We start from the raw sequence: 16,706 nt of genomic DNA on the forward strand, positions 1-16,706 counted from the left end.
CGATTACTCGGTAGCGCTGTCGCTCGACTCCTCCTCGACCGCAGCCACTGCGTCTCGAGTCGGCAGCGCCGTCATCGCTCCGGCGGCCGTCGTCGCTGCGGCACCGACGGCGTTGGCGAATGCGAGCGTGTCGGCCAGCTCGAGACCGTCGCGCAACCCAGCGATCGCACCGGCGACGAAGGCGTCCCCCGCGCCGGTCGTGTCGACGACGTCGGGCTCGTAGCCAGGATGGGAGGCCGTACCCGCCCACGGCGTCTCGTCGTCGGCGACGGCGATCGCGCCCTCACTGCCGCGCGTGACGAAGACGACCGACGGGCCGGCTGTCATCGCGTCTCGAGCGATCGCCTCGGTGCTGTCGCCCTCGAAACCGAGGCGCTCGAGTTCGCCCGCGGTGGCTTTCAGCACGTCGACGGTCGCGAGTGCGTCGCGGACGACGCGACGGTAGGTGTCGTCGTCTGGCCATAGCTCCGGGCGCTCGTTGGGATCGAACGAGACCGTACAGTCCCGTTGGGTGGCTCGCTCGAGCAACTCGAGCGTCGCCTCCCGGGAGCGACCGCTCGAGAGCGTGACGCCGCCGACGTGGACCCACTCGTGGGCTTCGAGGGTGGCATCGTCGATTCGCCCCGGCTCGAGGCGCGTGTCGGCGGTGCCGTCGCGGTAGAACGAGAACTCGCGGTCGCCGGTTTCGTCGTGGGTCACGAAGGCGAGTGAGGTCTTCGCGTCGGGATCCAGTTCGACGTACCGGTCGGCGATGCCGTGCTCGCGGAGGGTTTCACGGAGGTACCGACCGAAGGGATCGTCGCCGACGCGTGTCCAGAACGTCGGCGTGTGCTCGAGACGAGCGAGGGCAACGGCGACGTTCGCGGGCGCGCCACCTGGTCGTCGTTCGAACTCCTCGACCGCGTCGATCGGGCCTGAAGCAGTCGGGAGAAAGTCGATCAGCGTTTCGCCGGCGATCAGCACGTCGTGGGACACGCCGCTTCGTTCGGCGTCCGTTGGATAATGTGTTACGAATCCCCACGAGCGGTGGAGACGGACGGGGACGGCGGGTAAGATCGGGACGCGTTACTCGAACTGGCCTTGGAAGACGATCTCCGACAGGGGCTTGCGGTCGCTGGGCTGTTCGCGCTCCTGCAGTTCCTCGGGCAGCGTCTCCGGCGGCGCGCGTTCGCCGACGGCGAACATCGCTTCGACGTCGAACTCCTCGGGCACGTCGAGTTCCTCGGCAGCGCGCTCGTAGTCGAAGCCGGCCATGCCGTGGACAGCGAGGCCGCGACGGGCTCCCTCGAGCGCGAGGTTCTCCCACGCTGCACCGGTGTCGAAGGAGTGGACCGGCGCTGGCTCACCGTTGTGATCGAACGTCGTCTTCGAGAGGATCACCGCGAGGACCCCGGCGTCGGCCGCCCACGCGTTCCCCTCGCTCAAGAGGTCGACGAACGTCTCCCACTCGTCGTCCTCCCGTGTCGCGTAGACGAACCGCCAGTGCTGGTTGTTAAATGCCGATGGAGCCCATCGTGCGGCTTCGAACAGCGGAAGGAATTCGTCTTCCTCGAGTGACTCGCCGGTCATCGCGCGCGGCGACCAGCGATTGACGAACAGCGGGTCGATGTCGTGGTCGGGGCTGCGGTGGTCGGCGACGTCCTCGTCGAGTTCACGCTGCTGTGGTGGGACTTGCGTCATTACACACTCGTATGGCTGCTACCCATATGTATTCTTCCGGACATATGGGTTACCAGGTGACTGCGATGTCGTCGGAACGTGTCGACAGTCGCCATGAAACACCGACTCTAATGATTGAATTACATGTCAATATACGAGTGTGGGTGCTCGAGTTCAGACGAAGAAGACGGAGAAACCGAGTCCAGACGACCCGACGCGTCTCGCTGCGCGTATCGTGGGTTACAGCCGCGTTCGCTGGTCGTCAGTCGTCCGCAGGCGCGGCCGTGTCGCGTTCGATGTCGATCGTTCCCTCGTCGAGTTCCTTCTCGACGTTACGGGCCGCTTCGACCATGTTCGCCATCTTGCCGTAAGCGACCTCACGGGGCAGGAGCTTCACACCACAGTCCGGCGAGACGACGAGCTGTTCCGGGGGAACGACCTCGAGGCCTTTCTTGATGTTCTCCTCGATCTGTTCGACCGATTCGACCTCGGCGACGTGGACGTCGGTGACGCCGAGTGCGAGATCCGCGGTGAACTCGGGGTCTTTGAAGACGTCGAGCTGTTCGTAGTCGCCGTTGGCGAGTTCCAGGTCGAACTCGTCGACGGGGAACTCCAGAATTTCGGGGTAGATCCGGGAGTAGTCACCGTAACAGACGTGGAGGCCGATACGGACTTCCTCGGGAATGTCGGCGACGATCTGCTCGAGCGCTTCGCCGACGATGGCGTGGTCGTCGGGCGTCGTCGCGAGGGCGGGCTCGTCGATCTGGATGTAGCGTGCGCCGGCGTCGACGAGCTTTTCGATCTCCTCGTTGACGAGGTCGGCCAGTGCGAGCGTGAGTTCGTCGTCGTCCTCGTAGGCCTCGTTGAACGACCAGTTGGCGAGCGTGTAGGGGCCCGTGATCGGGACCTTCACCGGACGGTCGGTCGCGGCGGCGGTGAACTCGTACTCGTCGACGAGCCACGAGTCGGTGTACTCGACCTCACTCACGACGGAGGGCTTGTCGAAGTAGTTGTGTCCCCACACCTTGACGGGGCCGTTGAACTCATAGCCCTCGATACGGTGGGCGAAGAACTCGACCATCTCGTTGCGGCGCATCTCGCCGTCGACGACGACGTCGAGCCCTGCGCGTTCGTGTTCGTTCGTGATGAGGCGGGCGGCGTCGTCTTTCGCTTCCTGATAGTCGTCCTCGTCGAAGCCGTGGTCGGGGTCCTGATACAGCTCTTTGGCGCGGTTGAGCCACTTTGGCTTCGGGTAGGAGCCGACGACGGTCGTCAGCAGGAAGTGGTCGTTTTCGTGATCCTCCGGTCGGAACTGGTCTTTGTTCTCGTTTGCGCTCATGCGACGGTCACCTCTGCGAGGTCTGCGGCCTCAGCAAGGACGGCGAGTTTCTCCTCGTACTTGGCGTATGGCAGGTAGAACGTTTCCGTGTTCGTCGTCAGGTAGACGGTCTCGAACTCGGCGACTGGCAGCTGTCCTTCGACCCAGTCGACCCGGTCGCGGATCGCTTCGGGGTCTTCGACCAGCGTGTTCTGGCCGTCGGCGAGGCCGAGCGAGATGTCCGCCGGCGCACCGTACTCCTGAATGTTGTAGAGGTTGTCGTCCTGATTCGAGACGAAGTCGAAGCCGACCGCGTCGATGTCGGCATCGAGCAGGTGGGCGTAGACCTTCTCCTCGAGTGCGCCCCAGTAGGGCTGGACGACGACGTCGGCGTCGGTCGCGGCTGCGACCCGGTCGATCGCCTCGCTTGCGCGTTCGTCTGCGCCGTCTTCGGGCGCGTTCTCGACGAGCGACGGCTCGAGCAGGAACAGCGTCTCGACGTCCGGGAAGGCGTCGACTTCATCCGCGAGGAACTCGGCGATCGCACCGAGGAACTCGGCTTCGTTGCCGTACTGTTCGTCGGTGGCGAGGTCGGCCAGCGAGTACGGCCCGGGGAGGACCGCCTGCAGATCGTCGGTGAGTTCGGCAGCCGCCTCGAGTTCGCCTGCGACGTCGCCCGAGAACTCGAGGTCGCCGCTGACGACGGGCTCTCGATAGAAGTTGTTATTGTCGTAGTAGCGGACGATGCCGCGGGTTTCGACGGCGTCGTGGACGGCCAGCGGGTGGGCGAGCATGTCGTCCCAGCGAAGCTGTCCTTCGACGACGCGGTCGAGGCCGGCGTCTTGTTGGCCCTCGATTACTTCGGCGCGTGCTTGCTCGTATACCGAAGAAATCTCCTCACCCTCGTCGCCGCTGATGAGGTCGTGTTTCTGGTGGCCCTTCAGGTCCGAGAGATCGTCTTTCGCCCAATCCGGGAGCGGGAACAGCCCCGGCGTGGTCGAAACGTACTCAGTCATCGTGAAAGCGGCTAGGCTATACCGACGCTTAATATTTTCCATCCATAGTAATGCATTACAGTAATTTTTGCAGGTTTCGCCGATTTGCGGTCGGTCAATCGGAGAGTTCGATCCCCATCGAGAAAAGCGAACGTGGACACATGACTCACAAGCGCGGGCCGTTACTCGAGGGCCAGCAACGCGTGCGTTTCATCGTCGACTTGCGCGACGACGTAGAGTGTGCCGTCGTCCAGAATCGGGCCAGGGCCAACCCGCCCCGCGAACTCCTGTTCGAACCGGACAGCGGGTCCGCTACCCAGGCTGTTGCTGGGCGTTGGATCGAACGCCCAAAGGCGGTCGCCACCGACGAAAACCGTGTCGCGGCCGGCTGCCGGGGCCGTTTGTTGCCAGTCGCCGATCGCGGACTCCCAGCGACGATCACCGGAGTCCGAATCGATGGCATGAAGCTCGCCACCGCTTGCGACGAGGACGAGCCCATCGATCACACCGATCCCGCGTTCGACCCCGCCGGTATCGGCGGTCCAGTTGATTCCCGGACTCGAGAGCCCACTCCCATCATCCATCAGGGCGTACGTCGTTCCGTTCCAGCACGTGACATAGACCGAATCCGAATCGGCGCTGGGCGGAGCCATCGGTGCTGCGGGCAGTTGCCACCGCCGTCCACCGATCCCTTCCTCATCAAGCAAGTAGACTTCTCCGGCCTCGGTCGCGATGACAAACCAATGTCCCCTGAAGACGGCGACGTGATCGAGTACCTGCCCGAAGACGTCGCGTCGCCACTCGACGGACCCGTCGGTCGGATCGAGCGCGACCACCTGCTCTCCAACCCCGAAGACCAGCCGGCGGCCGGCGTAGGTCCCCGGCGTCGTCACCGAACCAGGGCCCTCGAACTCACGGTTCCACACCGGGTCACCCGTGTCAGCCTCGAGTGCGTGGAGCGTCCCCGCAGTAGCCACATAGGCGATCCCGTCCCAGAGCAACGGCGGCGTGTGAACGTCCTCGAACGACCACAGTTCCGTCCCGTCGGCCGCGTCGAAGACGCGAAGGGTTCGGTGGTCAACGTAGTAGACGTGTCCATCAGCGACGACGGGTTCCTGATAGGAGAGTTGCGTCACCTCGACTCGCCAGCGTTCGGTGACGCCATCGACGGGTGCCTTTCCATCCGCGATCTCGCGGGTGTTGGCGGCGTTGCAGCCGAACGTCGACCAGTCACCGTTCGCGCCAGCGACGTGGCCGTCGGGATCGGGTAACTCGGCGACGCCGGAGGGCGACGGGTCGTCGGGCTTTGAGAACCGTGAGGGCATCGAACAACCCGCGAGCGCGACGCTCGCCACACCGACGGTCGTCAATAGTGTCCGCCTCGTGGAGGGCATTATCTCAGCAACAGTCAATCATACAATAAGTATTTTCGGATGAAATGACGCGGATTACGGGTACAACTCGAGGACGGTCAGCGTCTCGAAGGGGAACGACTCGTCGGCGACGGCGACGGCGCTAAAGCCTTCCTCGCCGGCGCGTTCGACGACCTCATCGACCCCCGTCAGGCTACTCACGAGCAGGTAGACGACGCCGTCGGGTGCGAGCACGCGGCCGACGCGCTCGAGGAACGGATCGATCACCGCACGGCCGTCCTCACCGCCCGACAGCGCGTGTTCCATCCAGTCGTCCCACTCGTTTTCGGGATCGGTCGGGAGATACGGCGGGTTGAACGCGACCGCGTCGAACGTGCCGTCCGCAAACGGCGCGACGAGGTCAGCGCGAACCGTCTCGACGCCCTCGCCGCGGGCCTGCCGAACCGCGTGTGGGTTCAGATCCGAGGCAATCACGCGCGCCGGGGTCTCTTCGGCGATCCGACCCGCGACGTACCCCGACCCCGTGCCGACCTCGAGGACGAGTCGCTGCTCGTCGTCGGGGAGTCGATCGCAAACCGCGTCGGCGAGCAGTTGCGAATCCTCCGCTGGCTGGTAGACGTCCGTCTCGATGTCGCGCTGGTCTCTGAGTGTCATCTAATCGTCCTCTGGTGTCATCCCGCGCCGATCCCGCGATTCCGTTCGCTCGTCCGGTGACCGATCGGTCGTCGCTCGAGTGCCGTCGTCGGCAACTTGAAAGCCGCCCGTTTCGGCCCGTCCGGACAGTTCGCGCTGTGGGTACGGGATCTTGATGTCCGCCTCGTCGAACGCCGTCTTGATGGCGTGAATCGCTTCTGTTCGGGCCTGCGCCCGTCGTCTGGCGCTCGGTTTGTCGATCCAAAAGCGCACGCCGAGGACGACCGCCGAATCGGCGAACTCCTTGGTGACGACCTGCGGCGACGGTCCGTTCAGCGAGCGCTCGAGGTTCGAGATCTCCTCGTGTGCGATTTCGGCGGCGCGTTCGACGTCGTCGGTGTAGTCGACGCCGACGTCGATCTCGACGCGCAAGCGCCCCCGCCTCGAGCGGTTCGTCACCGGACTCGAGGAGACGACGTCGTTGGGGATCATGATGTACTCGCCGTCGAACGACTGAATGCGCGTGTTGACGATCGAGATATCGGTGACGATCCCCTCGTAGTCTTCGACCTCGATCCAGTCGCCGATCTCGAACGGGCGGTCAAACATCAACACGAAGCCGGCGAGCACCGTCCCGAGCGTCTGGCGGGCGGCCATACCGACGACGATCCCAAGGAACCCGGCCCCGACGAGCAGACCGCCGAGGTCGTCGACCCAGATGCCGAGGATAACGACGAGCGAGACGGCCCAGATGACGACCTGCGAAATCCGGTGGGTGATCTCGCGCTGGTGGTCTGTGACGGCCGACGCGGAGCCGAGAACTTCGTTGAGTATCCGCTTGACGAACCGTGTGAAGATGAGCGTGCCGACGATCAAAATAAACGAGACGATCGCTCGGCCGATGATGACGTCGTCGAGATCGAGTTGCTCCGTGTAGATCGTGTATACGTTCCCGGTCAGTCCCCAGGCACCCAGGATGACCGACACCGTCACCGCACAGGTACCGATCAGCACCGCTGTCGAGATGATATCTCCGTACAGCGGCTTGGTTCGCTCGGTGAGCCAGTCCTGAAGCTGCCGATAGGAGAGCAATACGAGCAGCAACACGCCGACCGCCGCGATCGTCACCGCGAGCTTGACGTTCGGTCCGAACGCCTCCGACAGTCGATCGATCGCGGTCACCGACAGTCGATTGAGCGTAGACAGTGTCCCGGGCATCGGTTGGTGGTCGTCTCTCGAGCGATGAGCCGTGCAGCTACGAGTATCCGTCGGTCGGGGTCGACAGTGCGAACGGTTCGCGTCCGCCTACCGAACCGTCACTGGCCGTCGGTTACGTCACTGACGTCGGCGGCGAGCTGGGCCAGCGCCGCAAACTCCGCGGGGGCCATCGCGCCGGCTCGCATCTGAAGGATCTCCTCGTCGGCCGCGTCGACGACCGCATCGGGGTCCTCGAGCCCCGAGATGTGGGCCGTGTTCCGGATCGCGTTGCGGATCGTCTTCCGGCGCTGGGTGAACAGCGCCTTGACGAATCGAAGGAAGAAATCCTCGTCGTCGACCTCGTAGTCGGGGTCGCGTGGCTCGAGTCGAACGACGGCGCTTTGGACCGCCGGCGGCGGCGAAAACGCCTCCTTCGGGATCGACTCGACGAGTTCGGCGTCCGCGTAGTGCTGGGTCGACACAGAGAGTCGACCGTATTCGGCGGTCCCGGGATCGGCGACCATTCGCTCGGCGAACTCCTGTTGAAACATCAAGACGAGCGGTCGGCCCGTCGGCAGCAGTCGGAACGTGATCTCGCTCGAGACGCCATAGGGGAGGTTCGACACCGACGCGGTGAAGTCGGGCAGCTCGACCTCAAGGGCGTCACCCTCGATCACGGTCAGCGTGCCGACGGCGATCTCGTCGGCGAACTCCTCGCGGAGGAACGCGGCCAACGGGCGGTCGCGCTCGACGACGGTCACTTCGTCGGCGATCTCGAGCAGTCGGTCGGTCAACACGCCCGTTCCGCCACCGATCTCGAGCAGATGCGTGGTGTCGGCGTCGATCGCCGTGAGATAGGTCGGCAGTCGATCGAGCACGCGATCGTCGACGAGAAAGTGCTGGTCGTGGTCCGGATCGCCGCGGACGCCCGCCCGGGCGATCAGCGCGTCTGGATCTCTCATTGCCGTCGCTACGGTGGGCGGCGGTGTAAACGCACTGTCTTGGCCGCGAGAAACCGACTACTGATTCTGTTCCTGCTCGCGTCGGCCGACGAACGTCCGATACTTGAGGTCGTCCTCGCGCAGTTCCTCGAGAATGCGCTCGACTAGGATTTCGTCGGGGTCGTGTAGCCCCGAGACGCGCTCGGAGAGGTCGTCGAAGCTCTCGAACGGCTTGCGTTTGCGCTCGTCGAGGATGCCGTTGCGGAGTTTCTTCCCGATCCCCGGCAGCAGATTCAGCTGATGGAGTCGCAGCGTGATCGGCTGAGCATCGTTGTAGAAGTCGACGAAGCGATCTTCGTACTCCTCGACGAGATCGGCGACGACGTACTCGAGTTCCGACTGAGCTCCCGAGGAAAGGTCGGCATACTCGACGCGTCGACATTCGGTGACGACGTCCCGTTCGGCGGGTGGGTCGACGACGACCTCGCTTCCGATGGTCAGCCGCTCGTCCTCGTCGAACGCGACCTGATACAGCTGGAAGTCTTCGATACCGACAGCGTATCCTGCCGGCGACTTCGCGTACTGCGGTCGGCCGTCGTCCGAGAGCCCGTGTGCGAGGTAATCCAACACGACCGCGCGCCGAACGTCCGTCTCGTCGCCATCGGCTTCGCTCATTGCCTCACGCTACGGCCACGGCCTACTTAAAGAGTCGGCCCAGTGTCACGGAGACGGGCCACCATCAGTTCTCGAGTCGAACCACCGAAACGGAACCGACCAGCGCGCCAACGGTGAAAGAACCAGCGTACTCCAGACGCAACCGCGCTCAGACGTACTGCGCGATGACGTTGAGGATCTCGTCGAGTTCGTCCCCCGACAGCGAGTACCGTTGCTGTGCGTACACCGATCGGAGCTCGTCCCGGTTGCGCGGCAGGAGGTTGGCGATCTTGTACGCCGTGGCTTCGTCGACTTTCTCGACCTCTTGAAGGTCGTCGACGAGCGCTTGGGCCTCCTCGGGCTCGAGGACGCTAAAGCGGTTGACGTGTTCGATCGCTCGAGCGAGTTCGTAGCGTAGCTCGCGGTCCTCGTCTAACGCGCGTTCGGCTTCGATGTCGGCGAGCAGTTCCTTCGTTTCCGAGACCGTCAGGAACTCCTCGTCGACGATCTCTTTGAAGATCGTCATCCTGGCTCAGATTCGGCTCTTTTCTTGGTTCTGGGCGCGCAGGTGGGCTGCAGTGACGATCAGCGTCTTCTCTTTGCCGCGGTCGTTGATCTGGACCTTGAAGGCGTCGCCCTGTTTGCCGACGACTTCGCCGGTGCGGCCGTCGAAGCGTGGGTGGTAGCGTCCGTCAGGAACGCTTGGGTCGATCTTCAGGTGGACTTTCTCTCCGGCTTCGTACTCCTGAATCGCTCGCTGTGGCGGCGAGGAACCGCGGTCTCGAGGTTTGTTCGCGAGCTTTCGTCGGGATCCCTGACGAGGGCCATTAGAGTTCGGCATAGTCGTACGCCCCTCTTACTTGGTGATGGTTATAAAACGCACGTCTTGTCTTTCCACATAGTGTCGTCCGCCCTGAGCGGCTGGCACACAGCCGCCAGTGATACCCCGCGGCGACGGACGAATACCCATTTGAGCGTGGCGCTCGTCGCCTCGAGCATGCACTCCGACCACGAGCGCGGCGCGGGCGTCCACACGCTCCCGATGACGATCGAGTACGGCGGCCGCACGATGACGATCACACCCACGGCCGTCGAGACCGACCGCGGTCTCGTCCTGATCGACGTCGGGCCAGCGGGTGCCGTCGACGGCATTCGAACCCACCTCCGGTCGCTTGGGTACGACCTCGAGGACATCTGGCTCGTCGTCGTGACTCACCACGACGGCGACCACGCGGGCGGCCTCAGTGACTTGCTCGAGGCCGTCGACGCGGTCGTCGCGACCCACCGCGAGGAAGCCCCCTTCGTGACGGGCGAGCGCGACCCGATCAAGAGCGACGGCGATCGCTATTCGCCGGTTGCGGTCGATCTGGAACTGGCCGACGGCGTCCGCATTCCGACACTCGCGGGACCGATGGAAGTCGTTGCGACGCCCGGCCACACGCCGGGCCACTGTTCGCTGTATTTCTCCGAGGGGAACCTGCTGCTTGCCGGCGATGCACTCGTCGCAAACGGCGACGAACCGCTTGCCGGCCCGAAACCCGAGTTCACACCCGATATGGACCGCGCACTCGAGTCAGTCGACGACCTCGCGACCCTCGAGATCGATCACGTCGTCTGTCATCACGGCGGCTACGTCGATCGGGGCAGTGAGACGATCCGAGAAATTTCCGAGCAACGGCGCGACTGAGACGGACAGCAGTCGTCGTGCCAGCTCACTCTTTGACGATATGCCCGTCGAGGTAGTTTCGCGTCTTGTCGATGGTCGATCGAGTCTCCTTGAGGAACGTACAGACGCGGTCGCCGTCCTCCCGGCGGTCGTCCTCGATCTCGATTGTGAGTCCCTGCCTCTCGAGGTGCTCGAGCAGGACGTCGACGGTCTCGGGACTGGCGCGGACGGTGTGGCGCTCGCCGACGCTGTTGCCCGCGTCGACGGTTTCGATCGTCTCGCGCATCGACAGTAAGATCGCCTCGCCGAGTTCGTGGGCGCGCTCGCGGGCGACGGTATCGGATTCGTCCCACTCGACGCTCTGGAAGCCCTCGCGGAGGAGTCGACGGAACATGAACGGCTGGCCGTAATCGAAGGGCAGCGAGAACGCGTAGGCCAGATCGCCCCGATTCGCGGCCGACGTCGTATACTTCAACTGTGCTTTGCCGTCCGGCGATTTCATTACGACGCCCTCGCGGTCCTTGGCGTCTAACTCCTCGATGATGCGACGGATCTCGGCCGCCGCCGCGTCGACCTCGAACTGGCCGAACAGTCGCGTCTGCGGAACGTCGAACGTCTCGTAGCGCTCGCGCCGGGTCTCGACGGGCAACGGCTCGCCGGACTCGCGGTCGCGCCAGTCGAACGCCCGGAACGCGATCGAGTCGACGTCCGGATAGTCGTGGGCCGTGTAGGGGTTTTCGGGACCGATCATCTCGCCACAGACCATCGCCTCGGGGTACTGCTCGAACAGGGACTCGAGGCCGACCAGTCGCTCGAGGATGCGGGTCGTAAACGGACAGATCATCCCGCTTCGAGTGAACGCGAGTCGGTCGCCGTCGAGGCGGACGACGCGGACGTTGTAGCCGTTCAATTTCTCTTCGACAGCGATTCGGTCCTCGGGGCGATCCGCGAATCGCTCCGGGACGCCCTCCGAAAGGACGAGCGTGCGCGGCACCTTCGGAAACCCGCGGACGACCGTGTCGCTGATCAGGACGGTGCCGCGCTCGACCCCACGACGGTAGTCCGGGACGTGTCGGTACGACTGGCCGTCGTACGTTCGCTCCTCGAGGTGGGACTCGAGGTCCGCGAACGCGTCCCGGTTCATGCCGAGCAGCCTGTGGTACTCGGTGTCACTCATCGTCGGCACTACGCCGCGTGGCGGGAAGAAACACGGTCCAACCATCACGCAAACTGATCGAAACGGGAGTCCAGTGGTGGTGGTCGACACGGCTCCGGGGATGGCCGGACGAAACGGCTCGAAGCGGAATTCTCATCGGTGTCCGGTCACAACCCTCTGCCCATGCGACTCGAACTTCGCGTCTGTCAGCACTGTCTCGAGGGCGACGACGGTCACGGCGGCGAGCAGAAATCGCTGCTCCTGCAAGACATGGTCAACTGCGCCGAGAAGATCCGAGAGCACAAGGATGTCCTCGACCTCGATGCCGTCCACATCCGCCGCGTTCGCGACGACGAACAGGGGAAACCGGAGGCGCTGCCGGTCGTCGCGGCGACGATCCAGAACAACCAGATCGTCCTGAACGACACCCAGCTCGTCGCGGAGGGCCAAGACGGGAACATGTTGCTGTACGCGAACCCGGACGACATTCTGACGGTACTCGCGGGCAACGTCGACGAGATCAGCAAAGCCGTCCACGAAGACGTCACCGTCGACCTCTCGCCGAAAGGGGCCGAGATCGTCTCTAACGCCGGCCTCGGTGCTGACCCCGAGCGCCAGCCCTCGAACTGAAACGGCTGTCGACTACGGGACACTCCACTTATTTGCCCGTCCGGGTGGAACGCGTTGGTATGGCCACTGAGGCGTTCAAACAGCGGTTCGTCCTCGACACGTCGCTCTTTCTCACCGAGGACATTCGCCAGCCAGACGAGTCACTGCAAGAGGCCGTCTGTCGCTTGCTCGAGTTGATCGCGAACGCGCGGCTCAACCTCGGTATCTCCTGTTACGTCCCGCCGACGATCCACGACGAACTCACGACGATGCTCGAGGCCCGCGACGTCGACGACGAGGTGTACTCGAAGCTGAACACGTGGGTGATCCGCAAACACCCCGACCGGTATGGCGTGTCGATCCCGGCCAACGTCGTCTACAGCTTCGTCGACGAGATGAGCAACCGGGTCGACCGGGGGCTGCGCGTCTCCGAACAGGCCGTCCGCGAGGCCGAACGAAGCGAGGACGACCCGCTCGAGGAACACGAGCACATGACCGAAGTCGACGCCGTCATTTCGAACCTGCGTGACAAGTACCGCTCGGCGATGCGAACCGGCGTGCTCGACTCCCGCGAGGACTTCGACCTGCTCATCCTCGCGCGCGAACTCGAGGCCGGCGTCGTCACCGAGGACAAAGGCATCATCGGCTGGACCGAGGACTTTGGCCTGCGCTATATTCGTGGCCGGGAGTTTCCGGAGTTGCTCGAGCAGTATCTCACCGCGGTCGATCCGGACTCGAGGCGCTCGGTGGAGTGACCGGAAGGCTGTGCTGACGGCGTCTCACAGCGATTTCGACGACGCCGCGTGCCCGTTCCGATCACGGACGACCAGCCAGCACGCACACAGGAATCCGACGGCGACGGTACCCGCGAGAATGCCGAAAGCGATTCGGTAGCCGAACTGCGTGTACGCGACGGTGCCGCCGACGGTCTCGCCCGTCCGGTACGCGTCGAGGGCCATCCCCATCACCGTCGGGAGGATCGTCCCGCCGACGAACCCCGCCGTGTTCACGGTCGCCGTCGCGACGCCGCTCGCGCCGGCTGGGTACCGTTCCTTGACGACCGACAGCGAGAGCATCGCCGCGCCGAACAGAAACCCGCAGGCGAGATAGGCGACGGCGACGACCGCAACCGGCGGCCGACCAAAGACGGGGATGGTTCCGAGGGCGACCGCAAACAGGCCGATCCCGGCCGTCATCGGCAGCAGGCGTCGCTCGAGTCGGTCCGAGAGCCAGCCGATGGTCATCGGACCGACCAGAACACCGATGGACGCGAGCAGCGTGAAATAGGAGGCCGTCGTCACGTCGAAGTCGTAGACCACGACGATGTACGGGACGCCCCACAGTCCCACGAGCGTCAACATCGCACCGTTGCCAGCGAAGAAGACCGCCGACAGCAGCCACTGATCGACGTCTCGGGCGAGCGATCGCAAGTGCCCGCCCAATTCGGCGAGCGTGACTGCGGGCTGTTCCGGAACGCCTGCGATCGGCTCGAGGCCGGCAGCGGCTGGCGACTGGCGCGCGAGGACGAAGACGGAGGCGGCGGCACCGATCCCGACGAGTCCCAGCCCGAGGATCGTCGGCCGCCAGCCGATCCGATCGACGGTGACCGCGAGCGGCGTCGTTGCGAGGATCGCGCCGAGGCCGGCGATGCTGCCGGTCAGCCCGGTCATCGTCGCGAATTCGTCGGCGCGATACCAGTTGGCACAGAAGCGCAGGATCGAGACGAAGATGACGCCGCTCCCGAGGCCGATGAGTGCCCGTGCGGCGAACGCCGCGAGGTAGCTCTCACTGAGCGCGAAGCCGATCGCACCGAGACTCAACACGACGCCGCCGATCGAGCCGACGTAGCGCGGGCCGACCCGATCGGCGAGCACGCCCGTCGGAATCTGGATGACGGCGTAGATGAGAAAAAACGAGGCGTGAAGCGTCCCCAGTTGTGACGCCGTCGTCCCGAAATCGGCGGTCAAACGTCCTGACAGGACGGCCGTCGAGAGCCGATGGAGGTTAACGAGCAAGAAGACGGTCGCCAACGCAGCCCACGCGAGCCACCGTCGTTTCGTGGGATCCGACAACACGTTCACGCCGGAGACGTTTCTCGAGAAGTGTGGTAAACATTGTGAGACAGGCAAGCTGTACGACGCCGATGCTGGACACACGATCGAAGTCGAGAGGACCGTAGCGGCAGCTCCGCGGTGGTGGCTCGAAACGCGGTGAAAAGTCGGTTCGTCGCAGTTAGATGCGGCCGACGTTCTCGACGCCGACGCTTTCGACGCCATCGACATCCAAGAAGTTCTCTTCGACCGTCTCCGTCCCGCCCGCGCCGTCAGGGACGATCACGGTGGGGTAGAGCGCGATGAGGCCGAACGCGACGTCTTCGCGTTCGACGCCGTTGATCTTTGCACCCTCGGGGAGTGCGCTCTCGAGGCGCTCCTGAAGCGCGTCCAGATCGATCTCGGGGCTGTCCGGCATGACCTTGATTTTAGCAGCTACTTTTCCCATCTTCGAACACCTTATGGACCGGTGAAACCGCAGTCGTTGCACTCATAGAGGTTGCTCTGCTTGCGGCACTTGGCACAGCGGTAAATCTGAGCGCCACAATCGGGACATTTGAACGCGGCTGCGTTCGTGCCCGCGATGTTGATCCCACAGGAGACGCAGGATCGCGTCTTTTGATCGTCCGTCGTACTCATACCCACCCTTTCCCGCCCGCCGTTTTTAACCGTTGTCTTTTGGCGACTCGCCGAGCGTTTTCAGATCGAGAGAACGCGCGTCTACATACATTACGATCCGCGTGGAAGGTAATATCGAGGGCCGGTGGGCAACGCCCAACCGGTCCTTGCCTCTGACATTCTGGCGCTCGAGTGTAACATTCAAACGGCGAGCGCGCCAACTGTGGGTGAATGCGCCTCGACGACTACATCGAGGATCTCGAGCCGGATGAGGAAGCCGAGCGACGGCGACTCGCCAAGGAGAAGTCCTACGCGATCACGGACCACATCGAGGAGTTCGAACGGCGGTTCGACGACGCGCTCAGTGGCGACTCCCTCGTGGGGTCGACGGCACCCTCGATCTTCGTCGGGCGGTCGAACTACCCCGATATCCCCGTCGGGTTGCTCTCGCCGGTCGGCGACGAGGACGCCGCCGAGGAGTACGTCACCGACGGCACCTGGTACCAGCAGGGCCACGGGATCAGCGACGTACTCCAGCGCCGAACCGGGCTATTGAACTCGAGCAAGCGCGCGAACGTCGACTCGCCCAGTATTGCGAGCCGACTGACGCCGTCGGTCCACGATACGTGGGACGGCTTCGTCGGCGTCCAGCGCGAGGTCGCCATCGCCGGCCGCCCGGTCGACCTCGAGATCGGCCTCGAAGGCAAGCCGAACCTCGGCCTCGATGCCGGCACCGACGTCGCGACGCCCCGTGGCCCCCGTGCCAACGCCAGAAACGCCGAACTCCGCGAGAACCCCTACGTCCCCAAACCCGTCAAGAAGACTCTGGAGGACGACGACTGGCAGGCTCAGGGGGCGATGACCTACCTCTACCGGCGCGGGTTCGACGTCTACGAGATCAACTCGATTCTGTCTGCGGGCGCCCTCGGCGAGACGAAACAGCGTCGACTCGTACCGACGCGGTGGTCGATCACCGCCGTCGACGACACGGTCGGCCAGTTCCTGCGCGGGCGCATCCGCAACGCGCCGAGCATCGACGAGGTGCAGGTCTGGGCCAACGAGTACATGGGCAATCGCTACTGGATCGTCCTCGCGCCGGGCACCTGGGAGTTCGAACTCGTCGAGATGAAAGCCCCCGGCAGCATCTGGAATCCGAACCCGAACGACGAAGTCTGGCTCCAGAGCGCGAGCGAGGGGTACGAGGGCCGCTCGAGTTACGTCGAGGAGACTGCGGGTGCCTACTACGCAGCCCGACTGGGGGTCTTAGAGCACCTCGAGTCGATCGGCCGGCAAGCGAAGTCACTCGTCTTGCGCGAAGTGAGCGACGACTACTGGGCCCCCGTCGGCGTCTGGCAGGTGCGGGAAAGCGTCCGTAACGCGTTCGAGGGACGCTACGGCGAAGCCGAGACGTTCCACGACGCTGTCTCCGAAATCGCGACACAGCTCCCCGTGTCCCACGCACGACTCCAGCGAAAATCGGAACTCGCGGCCGGGCTTCAGTCGAACCTCAACGCCTTCTCGAGTGGTGGCTCGGATCGGTAACGAACAGCGGGCTCGAGGCTACCCCCGTCCGCGACCGTGACGATGGTGACAGTCGAGGCCCCAGCAGCCGAAAACCCCGAGGCCTAAGCCCGCTGCCTGCGTGGTCCGCGTATGGTCCCCACGCTCGTCAGCGCCGAATTTCTCACGGCGATCGCACTGCTCATCGTGCTCATCGGCGTCCCGCTGTTCGCCCTCGCCGTGATCGCCGTCGTCACGGGTTACATCCAACACGACGCGGACGCGTTCCTCGAAGACATCGAAAGCGAGCGACCGCCGAACGATGACGAGCGCTAA

At 64.3% G+C, this 16,706-nt stretch carries 20 protein-coding genes; 5 read left to right on the forward strand and 15 right to left on the reverse strand.

The window, feature by feature from the left end; all coding sequences use genetic code 11:
- Nucleotides 1-3: 3 nt before the first annotated feature.
- From GCU68_RS00825 to GCU68_RS00875, 11 genes are all read right to left on the reverse strand, one after another.
- Nucleotides 4-975 (reverse strand): carbohydrate kinase family protein, encoded by a 972-nt coding sequence (locus GCU68_RS00825; RefSeq protein ID WP_152938582.1) that lies wholly within the window; start codon nucleotides 973-975, stop codon nucleotides 4-6.
- A gap of 90 nt (nucleotides 976-1,065) precedes the next feature.
- Nucleotides 1,066-1,680, reverse strand: coding sequence for a nitroreductase family protein (locus GCU68_RS00830; RefSeq protein ID WP_152938583.1), 615 nt, complete (start codon nucleotides 1,678-1,680; stop codon nucleotides 1,066-1,068).
- Nucleotides 1,681-1,921: 241 nt separating this feature from the next.
- On the reverse strand, nucleotides 1,922-2,998 hold the full coding sequence (locus GCU68_RS00835) for a methionine synthase (protein WP_152938584.1): 1,077 nt from the start codon (nucleotides 2,996-2,998) through the stop codon (nucleotides 1,922-1,924).
- On the reverse strand, nucleotides 2,995-3,993 hold the full coding sequence (locus GCU68_RS00840) for a 5-methyltetrahydropteroyltriglutamate--homocysteine methyltransferase (RefSeq protein WP_152938585.1): 999 nt from the start codon (nucleotides 3,991-3,993) through the stop codon (nucleotides 2,995-2,997). The genes GCU68_RS00835 and GCU68_RS00840 overlap by 4 nt, the downstream gene beginning before the upstream one ends.
- 161 nt (nucleotides 3,994-4,154) lie before the next feature.
- Nucleotides 4,155-5,366 (reverse strand): outer membrane protein assembly factor BamB family protein, encoded by a 1,212-nt coding sequence (locus GCU68_RS00845; protein WP_152938586.1) that lies wholly within the window; start codon nucleotides 5,364-5,366, stop codon nucleotides 4,155-4,157.
- A 54-nt stretch (nucleotides 5,367-5,420) separates the two neighbouring features.
- On the reverse strand, nucleotides 5,421-5,999 hold the full coding sequence (locus GCU68_RS00850; RefSeq protein WP_152938587.1) for a HemK2/MTQ2 family protein methyltransferase: 579 nt from the start codon (nucleotides 5,997-5,999) through the stop codon (nucleotides 5,421-5,423).
- A complete protein-coding gene (locus GCU68_RS00855) occupies nucleotides 6,000-7,196 on the reverse strand; it encodes a mechanosensitive ion channel family protein (RefSeq protein ID WP_152938588.1) in 1,197 nt (398 codons plus the stop codon). It lies immediately after the preceding gene.
- A 98-nt stretch (nucleotides 7,197-7,294) separates the two neighbouring features.
- Nucleotides 7,295-8,137: a 16S ribosomal RNA methyltransferase A gene (locus GCU68_RS00860; RefSeq protein WP_152938589.1), complete on the reverse strand. Its 843-nt coding sequence runs from the start codon at nucleotides 8,135-8,137 to the stop codon at nucleotides 7,295-7,297.
- 57 nt (nucleotides 8,138-8,194) lie between these two features.
- Entirely contained in the window at nucleotides 8,195-8,791 is a 597-nt protein-coding gene (locus GCU68_RS00865; protein ID WP_152938590.1) for a DUF655 domain-containing protein, read from the reverse strand.
- 148 nt (nucleotides 8,792-8,939) lie between these two features.
- Nucleotides 8,940-9,296 carry an RNA polymerase Rpb4 family protein gene (locus GCU68_RS00870; protein ID WP_152938591.1) on the reverse strand — a complete coding sequence of 119 codons (357 nt, stop codon included), beginning with the start codon at nucleotides 9,294-9,296 and terminating at the stop codon, nucleotides 8,940-8,942.
- Between the two features lie 6 nt (nucleotides 9,297-9,302).
- Entirely contained in the window at nucleotides 9,303-9,611 is a 309-nt protein-coding gene (locus tag GCU68_RS00875) for a 50S ribosomal protein L21e (RefSeq protein WP_008159739.1), read from the reverse strand.
- Nucleotides 9,612-9,767: 156 nt separating this feature from the next.
- On the opposite strand from GCU68_RS00875, the gene GCU68_RS00880 reads away from it, so the two are divergent.
- Nucleotides 9,768-10,457: an MBL fold metallo-hydrolase gene (locus GCU68_RS00880; protein WP_152938592.1), complete on the forward strand. Its 690-nt coding sequence runs from the start codon at nucleotides 9,768-9,770 to the stop codon at nucleotides 10,455-10,457.
- 25 nt (nucleotides 10,458-10,482) lie between these two features.
- Here the strand turns inward: GCU68_RS00880 and GCU68_RS00885 are convergent, their stop codons facing one another.
- The gene (locus GCU68_RS00885) at nucleotides 10,483-11,613 is read right to left on the reverse strand and encodes an RNA ligase (protein ID WP_152938593.1); all 1,131 of its coding nucleotides are present in this window, start codon (nucleotides 11,611-11,613) and stop codon (nucleotides 10,483-10,485) included.
- 162 nt (nucleotides 11,614-11,775) lie between these two features.
- Here GCU68_RS00885 and GCU68_RS00890 point away from each other — a divergent pair, with 162 nt between their 5' ends.
- Complete coding sequence (locus tag GCU68_RS00890; RefSeq protein WP_152938594.1) at nucleotides 11,776-12,222, forward strand: hypothetical protein; 447 nt, start codon at nucleotides 11,776-11,778, stop codon at nucleotides 12,220-12,222.
- 59 nt (nucleotides 12,223-12,281) lie between these two features.
- On the forward strand, nucleotides 12,282-12,956 hold the full coding sequence (locus tag GCU68_RS00895; protein WP_152938595.1) for an RNA ligase partner protein: 675 nt from the start codon (nucleotides 12,282-12,284) through the stop codon (nucleotides 12,954-12,956).
- Nucleotides 12,957-12,980: 24 nt separating this feature from the next.
- Here GCU68_RS00895 and GCU68_RS00900 read toward each other — a convergent pair whose 3' ends face one another.
- From GCU68_RS00900 to GCU68_RS00910, 3 genes are all read right to left on the reverse strand, one after another.
- Nucleotides 12,981-14,282 (reverse strand): MFS transporter, encoded by a 1,302-nt coding sequence (locus tag GCU68_RS00900; RefSeq protein WP_152938596.1) that lies wholly within the window; start codon nucleotides 14,280-14,282, stop codon nucleotides 12,981-12,983.
- A gap of 151 nt (nucleotides 14,283-14,433) precedes the next feature.
- Nucleotides 14,434-14,700 carry an elongation factor 1-beta gene (locus GCU68_RS00905; RefSeq protein WP_152938597.1) on the reverse strand — a complete coding sequence of 89 codons (267 nt, stop codon included), beginning with the start codon at nucleotides 14,698-14,700 and terminating at the stop codon, nucleotides 14,434-14,436.
- Nucleotides 14,701-14,711: 11 nt separating this feature from the next.
- Nucleotides 14,712-14,891 carry an HVO_2753 family zinc finger protein gene (locus GCU68_RS00910; RefSeq protein ID WP_152938598.1) on the reverse strand — a complete coding sequence of 60 codons (180 nt, stop codon included), beginning with the start codon at nucleotides 14,889-14,891 and terminating at the stop codon, nucleotides 14,712-14,714.
- 210 nt (nucleotides 14,892-15,101) lie between these two features.
- On the opposite strand from GCU68_RS00910, the gene nreA reads away from it, so the two are divergent.
- The gene (gene nreA, locus GCU68_RS00915) at nucleotides 15,102-16,412 is read left to right on the forward strand and encodes a DNA repair protein NreA (protein WP_152938599.1); all 1,311 of its coding nucleotides are present in this window, start codon (nucleotides 15,102-15,104) and stop codon (nucleotides 16,410-16,412) included.
- Between the two features lie 111 nt (nucleotides 16,413-16,523).
- Nucleotides 16,524-16,706 (forward strand): hypothetical protein, encoded by a 183-nt coding sequence (locus GCU68_RS00920; protein WP_152938600.1) that lies wholly within the window; start codon nucleotides 16,524-16,526, stop codon nucleotides 16,704-16,706.

The organism is Natronorubrum aibiense, from assembly GCF_009392895.1.
Classification (GTDB): Archaea; Halobacteriota; Halobacteria; order Halobacteriales; family Natrialbaceae; genus Natronorubrum; species Natronorubrum aibiense.